Raw genomic sequence first — 16694 nt, forward strand, 5'->3', positions numbered from 1 at the left:
GAACTTCTACAACACTCGACGTAGGCACTCCACGATCGGAATGCTCAGCCCCCACAATTACGAACAGTCACTGAACGCGCCGATTATGGCCGCGTAGCCACTGTCCACTTTTCGGGGTGAACCTCAATCGTCACGACGAACACCGCGGCTTTGAGCAGCGAGAAGAGAACGTCGAGCGGCTGCAGGAATGCACTGAAGTAGTGGTCGTGTGTGCCGGACGACTGTCCGCCGACCACGCGAACCACCACGGCGCACGACAGGTAGCTCAGAATGAGCGTCAGCAGATAGAGCGGCACGATCGTGACGATTCCCGCGATGACCCGGGTGGTCACGACGAACGGCATCGACTGTATCCCTTGAGCTTCGAGTGCATCGATCTCTTCGGAGATACGCATCGCGCCGATCTCGGCCGTCATCCGGCATCCTGCCTGCGTCGCGAATCCGATCGCCGCGATCATCGGGGCCAGTTCGCGAGTGCTGGCGTATGCCGAGATGAAGCCGGTCAACGGCTCCATCCCCACCATGCCGAGGGAATTGAATCCTTCGATTCCGACGGACGCCCCCACCGCGACACCCAGCACGACGAGGACCGACACCGTCCCGCCACCGACGATCAATTTCCCACTGCCCCAGGTGATATCACTGAGGATGAGCAGCATCTGCCGCCGGTAGGAGCGGACGGTATGTGGTATCGCGGCAAGCACCTTGACGCAGAACGTCAGTTGATGACCCAACATTTCGAGTACATCGAACGGTTTGCGTCCGAGATACCTGGCACTGCGGGTGAGGTGAGCGGTGCCGTGCACGGTGTAGCGAGAAGGGGTCGCCATCTCAGCCCAACTTCTGTGGCATGAACATCGCGACCACCTGCGTGATCACGACGTTGACGGTGAACGCGGACACGACACCGAGCACCACGGAGGCGTTGACCGCGTTCGCGACCCCGCGGGGTCCGTGGGCGGCGGACAACCCGCGATGGCAGGCGACGACGATGACGATGACGCCGAATATCTCGGTCTTCACCAGGGCTACGACGAGGTCCGCCACCGAGGCGAAGGATGCGAACGAGCTGATGTAGCTTCCGGGTGTCCCACTCTGAAAGCCGACGTTGATCGCATAGCCCGCGGCCAAGCCCATGAAGATGATGAGGATGCACAGGAACGGTGCCACCAGAAGGATGGCTGCCAGCCGCGGCGCGACAAGCCTGCGAACCGGGTCGATTCCCATCGTCGACAACGCGTCGATCTCGTCACGGATGGTGCGTGCCCCCAGATCGGCAGCGACCGCCGCGCCTGCGGCACCGCCCAGCAACAGCGCCGCAACGATCGGGGCGCCTTGGCGGATCACCCCGAGGCCACCTGCTGCTCCCGCGATGGACGTCGCGCCGATCTGATCGGTGAGACTGCCGACCTGGACGGACACGATGACGCCGAACGGAATCGATACCAGTACTGCTGGAACCACCGTGACGGTGACGACGAACCAGGCCTGGTCGATGGTGTCACGCCACGGATGACGCAGCGTGACGATATCTCGCGCGAGGTGAACGAAGGCCAGCACGCCCAGCTCCAGAGTTCGACCGAACGTCCTGAATCCACCGGAAACCCCGCCGCTGACGCGTGCGAGCGTCGACATCGGCGACGACAATTCCCCACCCCCCCAGCTCGTGTTCGGCGCGACTCCCCTCGCGCAGAAAACGAAAACTACCAGCCGACAAACGACCAAGTGACGTTTTCATCACTTGGTGGGCTATGACTGATCACAGACTTCCGGCGAGTCGATCAGGGCTCGGCACGGTGATCGGCTTCGAGTTCGGACCGCATGCCCCGCTTTTACTGATACTTTGGATTTTCATCGACGCTGGGAGAACAGATTGACATCCGCCCCGGATCGCACCCGCATCGAATTCCCCGACATCAGTTCGCGCACATGGGAACACCCGTCGGATCGAGCCGCGCTGGTCACCCTCCGCACCCTCAAGGGCTTCGACACCGTTCTGCGCACGCTGTCCGGGCTGCTGCGCGAACGGCAGCATCGGCTGATGTACCTCGCGACTGCGGTACGCGTCGACGAGCGGCAGTTCAAGGATCTGAACGACCTACGTAGCGACTGCGTGCAGATTCTCGGTGCCGAGGAAACACCCGAACTCTTCGTGGTTCAGTCGCCGATGGTCAACGCGTTCACCATCGGAATGGACCGCCCGTTCATCGTCCTGACCACCGGAATGCTCGACATCATGACCTACGAGGAGCAGCGGTTCGTGGTCGGTCACGAACTCGGTCACGCGTTGTCCGGTCACGCGGTGTACCGCACCGTGCTCATGCATCTGATGCGTCTGGCCGGCACCGTCGGCTGGGTGCCGGTGGGCGGCTGGGCCCTGCGCGCGGTCATCGCCGGACTGATGGAATGGCAGCGCAAATCCGAATTGTCCGGCGACAGAGCGGGTTTGCTGTGCGGGCAAGATGTGCACACTGCGATCAGCGTGCAACTCAAGTTAGCGGGCGGCGCCCGCATCAGCGAAATCGACGTCGACGCGTTCCTCGCTCAGGCCGCCGAGTACGAGGCCAGTGGGGATCTGCGCGACGGCGTACTCAAGCTGCTCAACCTCGAACTCCTCTCGCACCCGTTCTCGGTGCTACGGGCCGCCGAGTTGAAGAAATGGGTCGACACCGGCGCGTACGCGGCGGTCCTTCGTGGCGACTATCCGCGCCGGTCCGCCGACCACGAGGCCAAGGTCTCGGAGGAGTTCCGTAACGCAGCACGCACGTACAAGAACAACTTCGACACCTCGGAGGACCCGCTGATCAAGACGGTGCGAGACATCGGAAGCGGCTTCACCGGAGCCGTCGACGCCGTCGGCAACGGAATCGGCGACGTGGCGTCGGACATCAAGGGCAGATTCGATCACTGGCGAAAGTCCTAGCCGAGCTGAAGTCCCAGCCGACGCACCGACGAGAAACGGCGGCGACCACCGAAGTGGTCGCCGCCGTTTCTCGTTGTAGGCAGGGATCAGAAGTTGATCATGTGGCCTGCGAGGCCGTGGATCGCTTCCTGCAGTGCCTCCGACAGCGTCGGGTGCGTGTGGACGTTGCGGGCCAACTCGTTGACGGTCAGGTCCCACTTCTGGGCCAGTGTCAGCTCGGGCAGCAGCTCCGAGACGTCCGGTCCGATGAGGTGGCCGCCGAGCAGCTCGCCGTGCTCGGTATCAGCGATGAGCTTGACGAAGCCGGTGGCGTCGCCCAGTCCGTGTGCCTTGCCGTTGGCGGCGAACGGGAAGTTCGCGACCTTGATGTCGGAGCCACGGGCCTGCGCCTCTTCGCGCGCCTGGTCCTCGGTGAGGCCGAAGCTCGCGACCTGCGGCTGGCAGAACGTGGCACGCGGCATCATGCGGTAATCGTCGATCGGCAATGTCTCTGCGCCGCCGATGGTTTCGGCTGCAACCACGGCCTGAGCCTCGGCCACGTGGGCGAGCTGCAGCTTGGCCGTGACGTCGCCGATGGCGTAGATGTGCGGGACGTTGGTCTGCATCGTGTTCGTGATGCCGATGGCACCGCGATCGGTGAGCTCGACACCGGTCTTCTCGAGACCGAAGCCCTCGACGCGGGGCGCGAAACCGACGGACTGCATCACCTTGTCGACGGTGAAGGTCTCGCTCTCACCGGACTTGTTGTGCTTGATCTCGACGGTGACCTTGGAGCCGTCGTCGTCGATGCTCTGCACACCTGCGCCGGTGATGACCTTGACGCCGAGCTTCTTGTACTGCTTCTCGATCTCCTTCGAGACGTCCTTGTCCTCGTTGGGGAGCGCGCGATCGAGGTACTCGACGATGGTGACGTCGACGCCGTAGTTCTTCAGGACGTAACCGAACTCCATACCGATGGCACCCGCGCCGACGATGAGGATCGAGCCCGGGAGCTCCTTCGTCATGATCTGCTCTTCGTAGGTGACGACGTTCTTGCTCAGCTCGGTACCGGGCAGCAGCTTGGTGGTGCTGCCGGTCGAGATGATCGCGTTGTCGAACGTGATCGTCTCGGTGCCACCCTTGGTCAGCTCGACCTCGATGGTGTTGGCGTCGGTGAACGTGCCCTTGCCGTCGTACTCGGGGATCTTGTTCTTCTTCATCAAGAAGTGGATGCCCTTGACGCGACCGTCGGCAACCTTGCGGCTGCGATCGAACGCTGCGCCGAAGTCGAAGGACGCTTCACCCGAAATACCGAACAGCTTCGCCTCTTTGGTGAAGAGGTGCGCCAGCTCGGCGTTACGGAGAAGGGCCTTGGAGGGGATGCAGCCGACGTTGAGGCACACACCGCCCCAATACTTCTTCTCGATGATGGCAGTGCTGAGTCCGAGTTGTGCCGCGCGGATAGCAGCGACGTACCCACCGGGACCGGCTCCGAGGACAACGACGTCATAGTGTGAGGTCACGAGTCCCCAGCGTAGTCGTGCTGTCCGACGCTGTCTCGACCTGGTCATCGTTACCAGCCGGTAGCCACGCGAGCGCCGACCACCCCGACGGCCCGTGTGCTGCTAGAACTGTGGAATGGCAATCTCGGACGACCCGTATCTCTGGCTCGAAGACGTCACCGGCGACGCTGCGCTCGCGTGGGTGCGCGAGAGAAACGAGGTGACGGTCGAGGCGCTCGGTGGCGCGGCCTTCGATGCCACCGAGGCGAGCATCCGAGAGATTCTCGACACTGACGCCCGCATTCCGTACGCGCGTCGCCGCGGGCAGTTTCTGTACAACTTCTGGCGCGACGCCGAGCACGTCCGAGGCGTGTGGCGTCGAACGACGATGGACGAATACCGGACCGAGAATCCGGCGTGGGACGTGCTGCTCGATCTCGATGCGCTGGGCGCGGCCGAGGACGAGAACTGGGTGTGGGGCGGTGCCCAGGTACTGCGCCCCGATCAGCGACTGGCGCTGATCACCCTCTCTCGCGGCGGGGCCGACGCGACGGTGGTCCGTGAGTTCGACATCGACTCTCGCGCGTTCCGCGCCCCGGACGACGGCGGTTTCGCATTGCCCGAGGCCAAGACCGACATCGGTTGGATCGATGCCGACACCCTCTTCGTCGGAACCGATTTCGGGGACGGGTCACTGACCGAGTCGGGCTACCCGCGGATCACCAAGCGGTGGCGGCGCGGCACTCCCCTCGTCGAGGCCGAGACCGTCTTCGAGGGTGAAGCACAGGACATCTCGATCTCCGCCTTTCACGATCGCACCCCGGGCTTCGAGCGCGATTTCGTTCAGCGTGCCACCGACTTCTACAACTCCGAGACCTACCTGCTCGATGGATCCGATCTGACGCTGATTCCGACGCCGACCGATGCGTCGACCTCGGTGCACGAGAACTGGTTGCTGGTGCGCACGATGACGCCGTGGACGGTCGGCGAGCAAACCTATCCGGCAGGCGCACTGCTCGCCGCAGATTTCGACGAGTTCATCTCCGGCACAATCGCTCTCACCGTGCTGTTCGCCCCGGATGCGCACACGTCACTGCATCAGTACGCCTGGACCGAGAATCATCTTCTGCTGGTGACGCTGCAGGACGTGCGGACACAGTTGCACGTCCTCACCCCTCGTGCGAAGGAGTGGGACACGACCACCGTCGACGGATTGTCGGACCTGGCGTCCACCGAGATCATCGGCACCGACGCCGAGGAGAACGGTGACGAGTTCTTCCTCTCGTCCTCCGGCTATCTCACGCCGGCGACACTGCTGGTGGGCACTGTGGGCGGCGAGTTGGAGGTCCTCAAGCAGGCTCCGGCATTCTTCGACGCCGACGGCCTGACGGTGGAGCAGTTCTTCGCACGGTCCGACGACGGTACCGACATCCCTTACTTCGTGGTCCGACGCGCCGATTCCGGCCCCGGACCGACCCTGCTCTACGGCTACGGCGGCTTCGAGATCTCGATGACGCCCGGCTACAGCGGCGCAACGGGACGGGCGTGGCTCGAACGAGGGGGCACGTACGTCGTCGCGAACATCCGGGGCGGCGGTGAGTACGGGCCGACCTGGCACACCCAGGTACTGCGCGCCGGACGCCATCTGGTGCACGAGGATTTCGCCGCTGTCGCGCGCGACCTCGTCACCCGAGGCATCACCACCACCGAACAGTTGGCCGCGCAGGGCGGAAGCAACGGCGGCCTGTTGATGGGCATCATGGTGACGAAGTACCCGGAACTGTTCGGCGCGTTGGTATGTCAGGTCCCGCTACTGGACATGAAGCGCTACCACCTGCTGCTCGCAGGCGCGTCCTGGGTGGCCGAGTACGGCAACCCCGACGACCCGGACGAATGGGAGTTCATCTCGCAGTACTCCCCGTACCAGAACGTGGTCGCCGCATCCGAGCGTCGGTATCCGCCGATTCTGATCGCCACCTCCACCCGCGACGATCGAGTCCACCCCGGACATGCACGAAAGATGGCCGCTCGATTGGCCGAACTCGGTCACGACGTGAGCTACTACGAGAACATCGAAGGCGGGCACGGCGGGGCGTCGGACAATGCGCAGTTGGCGTTCAAGACGGCGTTGACCTACGAATTCCTGTGGCGGCACCTCGCTCGCAGCTGACGGTCAGCCGGCGAGGGCGTCCTCGAACATCGGCCAGGACTCGTGCAGGTCGTCCTGCCAGTAGCCCCACGAGTGGGTGCCGCGCTCACGCAACTCGAAATGGGCCGGAATGTCGAGCCGCTCCAGGGTGGTCTTCAATCGGCGGGTGCAGTCGCCGGTGGCCACCTCGATCGCGCCGCCCACGACCATCTGGTTGAGCAACACGAAACCCGGTCCGTTGGGATTGGTGCCGTCGAGGGTGTCAGACGCCCCGGCCAGTCCACTGCCGTTGGAGATGTACAACGCTGTGCCGCGCAACTTTTCGGCGTTGACCACTGCGTCGTTGCGCATCCAGTCGGGATGGTCGTCGGGCCCCCACATGTTCGTCACGTTCGCGCCGAGGGCCATGGACACGACCGTCTTGACGTACGCCCGTCCCAACTCGTCGGTGGTCGAGGCGCATCCGCTGTAGGAACCGACGGCTCGGTACAGCCCCTGATGGTGAGCGGCCAGGTTCAGGACCGAGGTCGCGGCCATCGAGATACCTGCAATCGCGTTGCGACCGTTGGTGTCCAACAGATCGTCGACGAGCGGTGGCAGTTCGGTCGCGAGGAACGTCTCCCACTTGTTGCGCCCGAGCACCGGATCGTCGTGCTGCCAGTCCGTGTAATACGAGTACGCCCCGCCCACGGGTGTCACCACATTGACGTTCTTGTCGGCGAAGAACGACACGACGTCGGTCTGGGTGTACCAGTCCATGCCGTCGATTCCTCCGCCCGCGCCGTTGAGCAGGTACAGCGTGGGGCTCGGAGCCGTCCGATCAGGTGAACGCAGAATCTTCAGCGGAACTGTTCGGTCCATCGCGGCAGAGTGGACGAATGCTGTCATCGCGGTGTCGTCGGCCACCTCGGTGCGCACCACGTACGACTCCGTCGGACCGGACACCGATTCGGCCGGGGCCGCGGACGCGATCGGGTGAACTACCGCCGCCATCACAGCGACCACCGACACGACAGCCAACCTCCGTACCGCAGCGGACCGGAATGACCCCATACCACCCCCGCGTCGACCCACTGCGCCCCCCAGGCCGTCCATAGTCGTGCTCACTATCGTCGTAGAACAATTGCTGGTTCAAAGACTTTCTACACCAAAACGAACCGAAAGTAGGTAGAAATGACAGATAGCGAGTGAAACGACCAAAAGTTAATTCGCGCGAACTACTTGTGCACCCACTCGGCGACGAGGTCGGCGACCGCCGTGGGGTTTCGGATCCACCCGTTGTGTCCGAGCGGCTCGTCGATGTGCACCGAGGTGACATCGGCACGGGCAAGCTTGCGCACGAGGTTGTCCATCGAGCCACGGGGTGCCAGGTCGTCGCCCTCGATGGTCACCGCCAGCACCGGAAGTGTCAGACGGCCCATCCGTTCCTCGTAATCCATGTCGGCCCCCGCCGGCTCGATCGAACCGGTCCGCGCGAACCGCGACCAATCGTCGATCAGAACCCTCGACTGCCGACCGAAGCCGCCGATGCCGATTCGATCCCCCGGCCAGAATCCCGCGATGCTGCTGGTGATCGCCATCGCCGCTGCGCCCACATAGAGCGGTACGCCACGCGTGGTGCCGAATCCGCGGTGATACGGAGACCCCGACGCCACCAGGATCAACCCGCCGAGCCTGCCCCTGATGCGAGCGGCGTACATCGAGCCGAGTTGGCCGCCCATGCTGTGTCCGAGCAGATACGGCGTCGCCGCCGGGAACTGTTCTCGAACCACCTCGAAGATCGCCGGAAAGTCGACCGAGACCAGTTCCTGATACCCGTACCGACTGGCAGAACTCGGCTTCGGCACGCTGTCGCCCTGGCCGCGGAGGTCGCCGATCGCAGCCTGGAAACCGCGCGCGACGAGCGCCTCGGCGAACAGTCGGTAGTAGCCACCGGGAATGCCGAGGCCGGGAAGAACGACGATGACGGGTGCGTCGTCGCGGCCCTCACCGGGGAACAATGTCACCGGCACCGTCGAACCGTCGGGCATCTGGATGGGAACGGTCTGCATCGGGCAACCCTATGACGGGTGCGACCGTGCCTTGTCCAGGGCTCTACCTCACAGGATGATCGGGTGGAAGCTGCCGGTCGAGAAACTGAACCAGAGCAGTTGACCGTTGATGAACGCGACTACGGACTCGAGCATGCTGCCTCCCTGCGATCCCGTCGATGCCGGGCGCATCGGCGATGAGGCTCAGGTCTACCCGATCGCAGGCGGATCATCCATCGGTAGAGAACTTTCGGGTCGAACGAATGACACTTCGAACGACGAAAGCCGGGCCCGACAGTGTGTCGAGCCCGGCTCCAGGTCGTGGGTCAGACCGGCGAACCGGGGATCTCGATGGTGCCCGAGCCGCTGCCTTCCGAGCTACCGAGAGCGAGCAACTGCAACAAGATGGCGAGCAATTCCATGAAAACTCCTTGACGAGAGGGGTATTCGCCGACACCCGTACTCACCGAGGATCGGGAGTGACAGGGTGGGCACCGGCCGTTCTACAAAAGAGGAGGAGCGGCTCAGCTCACGGGAGCGTCGGAACTTCCGCCTGCGAAGAGCTGGAGGAGGATGGTCAGGAGGTCACCGAGTTCAGCAGACATACGAAATGCTCCTTGTTCGAGGGGAATTGTGCGCAGATCGAAAGTGACGGTCGTCACTCGATTACCTCTGCAAGGAGATTTCTACCCGGTCGGACAACGTTCTGTACACGCAATCGAGACTAAAAGTCGAAAATCTTGGTGAGCTGTCACAAAACAGTCACGACGTCGTCGGTGTCGCGGCCGCCCCCCGACGGCGACCGCGACACAACACCACTGCTTAAGCGGCGCTACCCGACGTCAGCACGCCGACGATCTGATCGACGATCGCGTCGACGATGCCGTCGTAGACGCCGCTGGCAATGTCGGAAATGAACTGCGCTGCTGAACCCATGGGATCTCCTGATGCTCGGGTGTATTTACGGCCGTAGGTAATACGACCTTCCTCGTTCCTACCGTACGCACGTCTTCGGCGCAGCACCAGGTACCAACTCGAAACCTCGAAGATGTACCCTCGCAACCGTTCGCAAGAGGTTGCACCGAACTCACGGCGAAAACTACTCGCCGATCACGTCTTTCGCGCGCCCTACGAGCAACGGGTCGGTTTCGCCGACGATTTCGGGATCCTTGTTCGCGTAGTCGAACTTGTTCAGCACGAAGCGCATCGCGTTGATTCGGGCCCGCTTCTTGTCGTTGCTCTTGACGACCGTCCACGGCGCGACATCGGTGTCGGTCGCGCGGAAGTTCTCTTCCTTCGCCGCGGTGTAGGCGTCCCACTTGTCCAGCGACGCCAGGTCCATCGGCGAGAGCTTCCACTGCCGCACCGGGTCCACCTGCCGGATGGCGAAGCGGGTGCGCTGCTCGTGCTGCGACACCGAGAACCAGAACTTGGTCAAGCTGATGCCCTCGTCCACGAGCATCTGCTCGAACAGCGGTGCTTGCCGGACGAACTGGGCGTGCTGCTCGTCGGTGCAGAAGCCCATGACGCGCTCCACACCTGCCCGGTTGTACCAGGACCTGTCGAACATGACTATCTCGCCGGCTGCAGGCAGATGGGCGATGTAGCGCTGGAAATACCATTCCGTCGACTCACGCGCCGACGGCTTCTCGAGGGCGACGACGCTGGCACCGCGGGGGTTCAAGTGCTCCATGAAGCGCTTGATCGTGCCGCCCTTACCGGCAGCATCACGGCCCTCGAAGACGATGACGTGACGTCGACCGGTCTCCTTGGTCCACATCTGCAGCTTCAGGAGTTCGATCTGCAGCAGACGCTTCTCCAGGTCGTACTCCGCACGCGTCATCCGCTCGTCGTACGGGTAGTTCTCGCGCCAGGTGTCGACGACGTGGCCGTCGGGGACAGTCAGCAGTACCGGATCGTCGTCATCGGAGTCGTCGACGGTGAAACCCGACGTGTCGGCAAGATTCACGGCTGTCGTGATGTCGAGCAAGTTGCTCAGGTCGGTGCGCGCAGCCGTGCCGTTGCGGAGATCGTTGTCGGTCATCTGCCGAAAGTTAGTGCTCATCGGTGACCGATCCGTGGCGATTCGGTGAACACCCGATGCCGCCGGCTGCACGACGAGGGTGCCCGGTCCGCAAGGGGGACGGACCGGGCACGTCGCTCGAATGTTCGGGAGCTGTGCGCCACTCGCCGAACACGTCCGACGCTATCGGTCCCCGCGGCGGTAGGTCCAGGCGTCCGTTCGGAAAGTCGACGATCTTGTTCCAGCGCAGATTTCGGGCTGTCCGTTTGTCGGGGTCGATATGGGTGAAATCCCCGATGCGCCCAAAGACGTTGCTGATGCAGACTTTTCAGCATGACATTCGAGAGCGGTTCCCCCAGAGAATTCACCCGATCGAGTTCGCAGAAGATGATAGGAGGTGTATGCGGCGGCGTTGCCGAGTATTTCGGATGGGACGTCAACATCGTCCGACTCGCGACCGTTGCCGGCACGGTCCTGACCGGCGGCACCGTGGTGCTGATCTACCTCGCGGCGTTGATGTTGATGCCGCTTCGGTCGTGATCACGGACTCCGACCGCACACAAAAGGCCTCGCACCCTCGACGAACGAGGAGCGAGGCCTTCCGCGGTACGGATCTAGCTGGAGCCGAAGCTGCCGGTGCTGCCGCCGAGGAGTCCTTCGAGCAACCCGTCGAGCAGGCCGTCGGTGATGATGTCGGTGACACCACCGTCCTCGCCGCCGCCGAGGATGGGAAGGAGTCCGGTGATCAGGTCGAGAAACATAGGGGAAGCCTTTCGGGCAAACGTCGAGGGGGCCTGACTAGGGTGAAATCTCAGGTGTCAGAAAGATAACGGTCTCGGCGCGATCCGGTCCACGATTTCGGACAAAAAGAACTCAACGACTGTTTGATCCCCCGAAACGTGACACCCGATCAGCCCTGTGTCTTCCCGGTGATCAACCACCCGCACGGTGCCGCGAGCTCGTCGGCCTCGGCCGGGCCCATCGAGCCGGGTGCATAGTTCTTCACCGCGGGCGGGTCGTTCAAGAGCGGTGCGGCCACGTCCCACACGTGGGCCAGGCCGTCGGGCCGGGTGAACAGCGAACGGTCGCCGCTGAGTACGTCGAGAATCAGGCGCGCGTACGGGCTCAGCGGCTCGGAATCGGGTACCGACTTCAGTGGTAGCGCCAGGTGTCCGACGGAGAGGTCGAAATCCGGACCCGGCTCCTTGACCGTCATGGCGATGTCGATGCTGCCGTCACCGGACAGGTCGAACGAGAGCACCGCACCGTCCTCGGGCAGCGTCGACAGTGGACTGTCGGCGGGCTTGCGGAACACCAGCGAGACGCGCTGCTGGCCGACGCCCAGCATCTTTCCGGTGCGCAACAGGAACGGAACCCCACGCCAGCGGTCGGTATCGACCCACAACTTCGCTGCGACGAACGTGTCGACCGTCGAGTTCTCGTCGACACCCTCGACATCGCGGTACCCGTCGTACTGACCGAGCACCACCTCGTCGGTGTCCAGCGGCCGGAACTGTCCGATCACCGTCTCGCGCGCCGATTGCAGATCCTCGGCCTTCAGCGATGCGGGCGGCTCCATCGCCACCTCGGCCGCCACCTGGAACAGGTGGGTGACGAGCATGTCCAGCACGGCACCGGTCTCGTCGTAGAACTCGGCACGGTCGTCGATGTCGAGCGTCTCGGGGACGTCGATCTGCACCTGGGCCACGTGCTCGGAATTCCAGATCCCGCTGATCATGCCGTTCGCGAAGCGCAGCACGTGCAGGTTCTGCGTCGCCTCCTTTCCCAGGAAATGATCGATGCGATAGACCTGCTCTTCGTCGACCACCTCGTGCACGGCTTTGTCGAGTTCCTCGAAGTTGCTCTGCGAGGTGCCGAAGGGCTTCTCGTAGACCACGCGGGAACCCTCGGCAAGATCGTGTGCGCCCAGGGCCTTCGTGTAGTCGACGAACGTGCTCGGCGGCAACGCGATGTAGTGCACCAGCTGGGCGTCGTCACCGATGTCCTTCTTCACCTCGGCGACTACCTCGGGCAGCTTGCCTGGATCGTCGACGGTGAAGCCGTTGCCCGCAAAGCGGATTCGCTCCGAAAACGCCGACCAATCGGCCTCGGCCACGTTCTCGACGAACTCGTCGAGCACGCTGCGGACGTGGTCTCGGAACTCGTCGTCGGACGTGTCCTTACGACCGTTGCCGATCAGGACCCATTTTTCGGGGAGCAGGCCTTCGAGGTGAAGTTGGTAGAACGACGGCAGGACCATTCGCTTGGCGAGGTCTCCGGTTGCGCCGAACAGGACGAATACAGTGGGTTGCGAGGACGCCATGACCTCCACTATGCACCGCCCAGTTTGGGAGCGCACAGTGCCGACGAGGTGAGGGTGCATGATGAACAGATCACGGTTTCACGGGGAAATCTACGGGGTAGGCACAACGTCCGGAGTGCGGATCGTCGTCGGACATTGGACGCGATCGCCACTGGGAGAATTTACCGATGTCATGATCCAGTTCGCCGACGGGCGGCGTCTACTGATCGCCCCCAACGAGGACGTACGCGAATTCGTCAAGGCCACCTACACGTTCGACTCCACCGAGCTGGTCCCGGTGACCTTCGCCGCGCAGCCGGACAACCTGGGTCGTTCCGCAGGCTCCACTCCTGCCGGATGGCGGTCGGTGCAGGCCGGTGATCTGACGGTGAGAATTCGTGTTGCCGGACCCACCCTGCTGGGCCGCCTGTTGAGTCTCGTCCCCGACGCGGTGTCGACGGCTCCGTGGTTCTGCTCGATCAGCGACCCCATCGCCCGAGTCGTGCTGCGCGGAGTCCGCACCCGCGGCAGCGCGGGCAACGACCGACGCGAGTACTACGGTGCCAGGCACCAACATCGCGTCACCGATGTCTCGGCATCCTGGCAGGGCGAGGACCTCGGCTCGCTCACACCGGTCACTCCCCCGGTGACGTTCGGCTTCGGCAGCACCCCGGCGGCACCGTCGGTCACGTCCATCACCACGACGATCGACAGCTGACCGAAGGACGAAGGTCCCCCGAGGTGGGGACGTAAAGGGCTGCTGGCCCGGCACCACAGCGGCGAGGGTGGTGGCGTGACCCTGACTGCACCACCCCGCCCCTCGTCCGCCGTCCACCCCGCTCTGTCTGCCGCCGCCGAGGCCGTCGTCCGCGCCACTGCCGGCGTGGTGGCGGAACACTCCGAAACGATCAGTGCCCGCTTCTACGAGTCGATGCTCGGCGAACGCCCCGAGCTGTGGCGTCTGTTCAATCGCGCGAATCAGGAAACCGGCGAGCAGAGTCGGGCCTTGGCCGCATCGGTGGTCGGCTACGCCGTGCAACTGATCGACCCGGACGCACCGTCGTTCGAGCCGGTGTTGCGCCGCATCGCGGGCAAGCACATCACGCTCGGCATCACCCCGGAGCAGTACACCCTCGTCGGCCGACACCTGCTCGGTGCCGTGGCCGACATCCTCGGCGCTGCCGTCACTCCCGCCGTCGCCGCCGCGTGGGACGAGGTCTATTGGCTGTTCGCCACGCAGCTCATCGCCACCGAAGCGCGACTCTACGCAGCGGCAGACATCGACCCGCACAATCCGCTGCGCCCGTACCGCGTCGTGCGGCGCACGCAGGAAAGCCCCGGCACGGTCTCGCTCGTCCTCGAACCCGCGGACGGCGCTCCCCTTCCCTCGCTCGAGGCCGGCCAGTACGTCACGGTGTTCGTCGACCTCGCCGACGGCACTCGGCAGCCGCGTCAGTACAGCGTCTCGTCCATCGCATCCGACACCCGCCTCCAGATCACGGTGGCGCAGGTACGCAACGGTCCGCCCGGGCAGGTCTCGACACACCTTCAGGAGGCTGTCGCCGTTGGTGACATTCTCGAAGTGAGCAGTCCTGCAGGTGATTTCGGAGTGCCCATCGGCGACGGACCGCTGCTGATCGCCACGGCCGGTGCCGGAATCACCACCGTGCTGCCGCTCGTCGAGCATCTCGCCCGAACTCAGCCCGCCCGAAAGCTGATACTGGCCCACGCGGACCGTAGCCGCGCCGACCACGCATTGCGAGAGGCGATCGCCACTGCGGCCGAAGCACTCGACTACGTCGTCGATCACGCCTGGTACGAGACCGTCGACGCGGACGATTCGACGTCGTTCACCGGATTGATGGATTTCGATCGGCTCGCCTTCACCGCGGACACCCACGTGCTCAGCTGCGGACCGTTGCCGTTCCTGCGCGCCGTCCGCCTCGCGGCCCTCCAGCGTGGCGTGCCTTCGGAACGCATCTCCTACGAGGTGTTCGGTCCGGACCTATGGTCTCCCGTCACGGTGACCGGGTGAAGAAGATCTCGCTCGACGCCCTCGCGCGCGAGCAGATGGCCAAGGCCACCTCGGCGTCGTCGCGTCGGGCGGCGTCGGCGGTGTACGGAGGCCACGAGCATGCTCTGCGGCAGACCCTCATCGCGCTCGCTGCCGGTGCCGAACTGTCCGAGCACAGCAATCCAGGCGAGGCCACCGTGCACGTCCTGTCCGGCCGGGTCGAGCTGGTCGCAGGCACCGATGTGTGGAGCGGGATGACCGGCGATCTGCTGGTGGTTCCCGATGCACCGCACTCGCTGCGGGCCACCACCGACGCGGCTGTTCTGCTGACGACGGTGGTCGCGTCGGCCTAGACCACCGAAGCGCCGGATGCCCGCAGTTCGTCGAGGGCCGCGGCGGAGGTCTCGGGCGCAACTCCCGCGACCAGGTCGGTGAGTACTCGGACGTCGAGCTTCTCGGCCACCGCGTCTTTCGCCGAAGCCAGCACGCAATAGTCGGTCGCAAGTCCGACGACGTCGATGTCGGTGACCTCGTTGGCGGTGAGTATCGCGGCGAGGGGTGTCCCGTCCTCGGTGACGCCCTCGAACGCCGAGTACGACGGCTTGCCCTGCCCCTTGTAGACGTGCACGTCCACGGAGCCGGTCGCGTAATCGGGGTGATACTCGGCACCGACCGTGCCCGCGACGCAATGCACCGGCCACGTGGTGACGAAATCCGGGGCTTCGTCGGTGGCGAAGTGCCCGCCGTTGTCGCCCTCGGCGTCGTGCCAATCCCGCGAGGACACCACCAGGTCGTACTCGTCGCCGTGGCGCGCGAGGTACGCACTGATCCTGCGCGCGACGTCTGCGCCGCCGGTCACCGCCAGCGCGCCGCCCTCGGTGAAATCGTTCTGCACATCCACTACCAACAGAGCACGAGTCATGGATCCCAGTATCCTCGACGGGTGCGCGTGTCGTCTCTGGTGACCTACCCCGTCAAGGGATGTGCCGGCTCGACGCTGCATTCGGCTCACGTGAGCGCTACCGGCCTCGAGCACGATCGGGCATTCATGATCGTCGACTCCGACGGCGCATTCCGCAGTCAACGTAGCGACCCCGTGCTCGCGGTCGTCCGGTGCTCGGTGGCGGACGGGTCGTTGACTCTCACCCACGAGTCGACCGGTTCGGTGACCGTGCCCGTCGACCGCGACTCCGCGGCGCGCGACATCACCATGTTCCGCGCGCCGATGCGCGGAATCGATCAGGGCGACGAGGTCGCCACCTTGCTCACCGAGGTGATCGGAGAACCGTCGAGGCTGGTCGCCGCACCACGCGACCACGGCCGAATCACCGATGGAATCTCGCCCGGGTCAGCACAATTCGCCGACAGCGCCGCCGTACACATCCTCTCGACCGCCACGTTGGCCGGCCTCAATTCCAGACTCGACGTTGCCTTGCCGATGGATCGCTTCCGGCCCAACATCGTCGTCGACGGTTGGGACGAGCCACATCGCGAGGACGAGCTGCGGGACGTGACCATCGGCGGGATGCGATTGGTGTACACCAAACTCGCCATCCGCTGCGCGGTCACCACCGTGGACCAGACCACCGGCGTCCGCACCGGCCCCGAACCGCTGCGCACTCTCGGCGACTACCGCCGCGGTCGGCAGAAGGGCGTCGCATTCGGATCGAAATTCTCGGTGCTGCAGAACGGCACGGTGACCGTCGGCGACGAACTACGCGTCGAGAGTTGGGGCGAGTCGGAGTTGTAGTGCGCTGAGTGTCCACTATTTG

At 64.3% G+C, this 16694-nt stretch carries 16 protein-coding genes; 7 read left to right on the top strand and 9 right to left on the bottom strand.

Features of this window, described 5'->3' with window-relative positions; all coding sequences use genetic code 11:
- Positions 1 to 83: 83 nt before the first annotated feature.
- Positions 84 to 737, bottom strand: coding sequence for an ABC transporter permease (locus MTX35_RS07910; protein WP_243594688.1), 654 nt, complete (start codon positions 735 to 737; stop codon positions 84 to 86).
- A 94-nt stretch (positions 738 to 831) separates the two neighbouring features.
- A complete protein-coding gene (locus tag MTX35_RS07915; RefSeq protein WP_243594454.1) occupies positions 832 to 1635 on the bottom strand; it encodes an ABC transporter permease in 804 nt (267 codons plus the stop codon).
- A 238-nt stretch (positions 1636 to 1873) separates the two neighbouring features.
- Between MTX35_RS07915 and MTX35_RS07920 the strand changes: the two genes are divergently transcribed.
- A complete protein-coding gene (locus MTX35_RS07920) occupies positions 1874 to 2923 on the top strand; it encodes a M48 family metallopeptidase (protein WP_243594455.1) in 1050 nt (349 codons plus the stop codon).
- An 86-nt stretch (positions 2924 to 3009) separates the two neighbouring features.
- On the opposite strand, the gene lpdA is transcribed toward MTX35_RS07920, so the two are convergent.
- On the bottom strand, positions 3010 to 4425 hold the full coding sequence (gene lpdA, locus MTX35_RS07925; protein WP_243594456.1) for a dihydrolipoyl dehydrogenase: 1416 nt from the start codon (positions 4423 to 4425) through the stop codon (positions 3010 to 3012).
- A 115-nt stretch (positions 4426 to 4540) separates the two neighbouring features.
- Here lpdA and MTX35_RS07930 point away from each other — a divergent pair, with 115 nt between their 5' ends.
- A complete protein-coding gene (locus MTX35_RS07930; RefSeq protein WP_243594457.1) occupies positions 4541 to 6574 on the top strand; it encodes a prolyl oligopeptidase family protein in 2034 nt (677 codons plus the stop codon).
- A 3-nt stretch (positions 6575 to 6577) separates the two neighbouring features.
- Here the strand turns inward: MTX35_RS07930 and MTX35_RS07935 are convergent, their stop codons facing one another.
- From MTX35_RS07935 to ppk2, 3 genes are all read right to left on the bottom strand, one after another.
- Complete coding sequence (locus MTX35_RS07935; RefSeq protein WP_374230257.1) at positions 6578 to 7606, bottom strand: alpha/beta hydrolase; 1029 nt, start codon at positions 7604 to 7606, stop codon at positions 6578 to 6580.
- Between the two features lie 164 nt (positions 7607 to 7770).
- Complete coding sequence (locus MTX35_RS07940) at positions 7771 to 8604, bottom strand: alpha/beta fold hydrolase (protein WP_243594458.1); 834 nt, start codon at positions 8602 to 8604, stop codon at positions 7771 to 7773.
- 1078 nt (positions 8605 to 9682) lie between these two features.
- The gene (gene ppk2, locus MTX35_RS07945) at positions 9683 to 10627 is read right to left on the bottom strand and encodes a polyphosphate kinase 2 (protein WP_243594459.1); all 945 of its coding nucleotides are present in this window, start codon (positions 10625 to 10627) and stop codon (positions 9683 to 9685) included.
- 312 nt (positions 10628 to 10939) lie between these two features.
- On the opposite strand from ppk2, the gene MTX35_RS07950 reads away from it, so the two are divergent.
- The gene (locus MTX35_RS07950) at positions 10940 to 11146 is read left to right on the top strand and encodes a PspC domain-containing protein (protein WP_243594460.1); all 207 of its coding nucleotides are present in this window, start codon (positions 10940 to 10942) and stop codon (positions 11144 to 11146) included.
- A gap of 74 nt (positions 11147 to 11220) precedes the next feature.
- Here the strand turns inward: MTX35_RS07950 and MTX35_RS07955 are convergent, their stop codons facing one another.
- Both MTX35_RS07955 and MTX35_RS07960 read right to left on the bottom strand, forming a co-directional pair.
- On the bottom strand, positions 11221 to 11367 hold the full coding sequence (locus MTX35_RS07955; protein WP_243594461.1) for a hypothetical protein: 147 nt from the start codon (positions 11365 to 11367) through the stop codon (positions 11221 to 11223).
- Between the two features lie 149 nt (positions 11368 to 11516).
- Entirely contained in the window at positions 11517 to 12929 is a 1413-nt protein-coding gene (locus MTX35_RS07960) for a glucose-6-phosphate dehydrogenase (NADP(+)) (RefSeq protein ID WP_243594462.1), read from the bottom strand.
- Between the two features lie 61 nt (positions 12930 to 12990).
- Here MTX35_RS07960 and MTX35_RS07965 point away from each other — a divergent pair, with 61 nt between their 5' ends.
- From MTX35_RS07965 to MTX35_RS07975, 3 genes are all read left to right on the top strand, one after another.
- Positions 12991 to 13626, top strand: a complete 636-nt coding sequence (locus MTX35_RS07965) for a hypothetical protein (RefSeq protein ID WP_374230260.1) — start codon at positions 12991 to 12993, stop codon at positions 13624 to 13626.
- A 75-nt stretch (positions 13627 to 13701) separates the two neighbouring features.
- A complete protein-coding gene (locus tag MTX35_RS07970) occupies positions 13702 to 14943 on the top strand; it encodes a globin domain-containing protein (RefSeq protein WP_243594464.1) in 1242 nt (413 codons plus the stop codon).
- Positions 14940 to 15275 carry a cupin domain-containing protein gene (locus MTX35_RS07975; protein WP_243594465.1) on the top strand — a complete coding sequence of 112 codons (336 nt, stop codon included), beginning with the start codon at positions 14940 to 14942 and terminating at the stop codon, positions 15273 to 15275. Before MTX35_RS07970 ends, MTX35_RS07975 begins: the two co-directional genes overlap by 4 nt.
- Here MTX35_RS07975 and MTX35_RS07980 read toward each other — a convergent pair.
- Positions 15272 to 15844: an isochorismatase family protein gene (locus MTX35_RS07980; protein ID WP_243594466.1), complete on the bottom strand. Its 573-nt coding sequence runs from the start codon at positions 15842 to 15844 to the stop codon at positions 15272 to 15274. The two genes, MTX35_RS07975 and MTX35_RS07980, sit on opposite strands and share 4 nt — an antisense overlap.
- Before the next feature lie 21 nt (positions 15845 to 15865).
- Between MTX35_RS07980 and MTX35_RS07985 the strand changes: the two genes are divergently transcribed.
- Positions 15866 to 16672: an MOSC N-terminal beta barrel domain-containing protein gene (locus MTX35_RS07985; RefSeq protein ID WP_243594467.1), complete on the top strand. Its 807-nt coding sequence runs from the start codon at positions 15866 to 15868 to the stop codon at positions 16670 to 16672.
- Positions 16673 to 16694: the final 22 nt, after the last annotated feature.

Origin of the sequence: Rhodococcus sp. ARC_M12 (genome assembly GCF_022810385.1) — a bacterium.
GTDB lineage: Bacteria > Actinomycetota > Actinomycetes > Mycobacteriales > Mycobacteriaceae > Rhodococcoides > Rhodococcoides navarretei.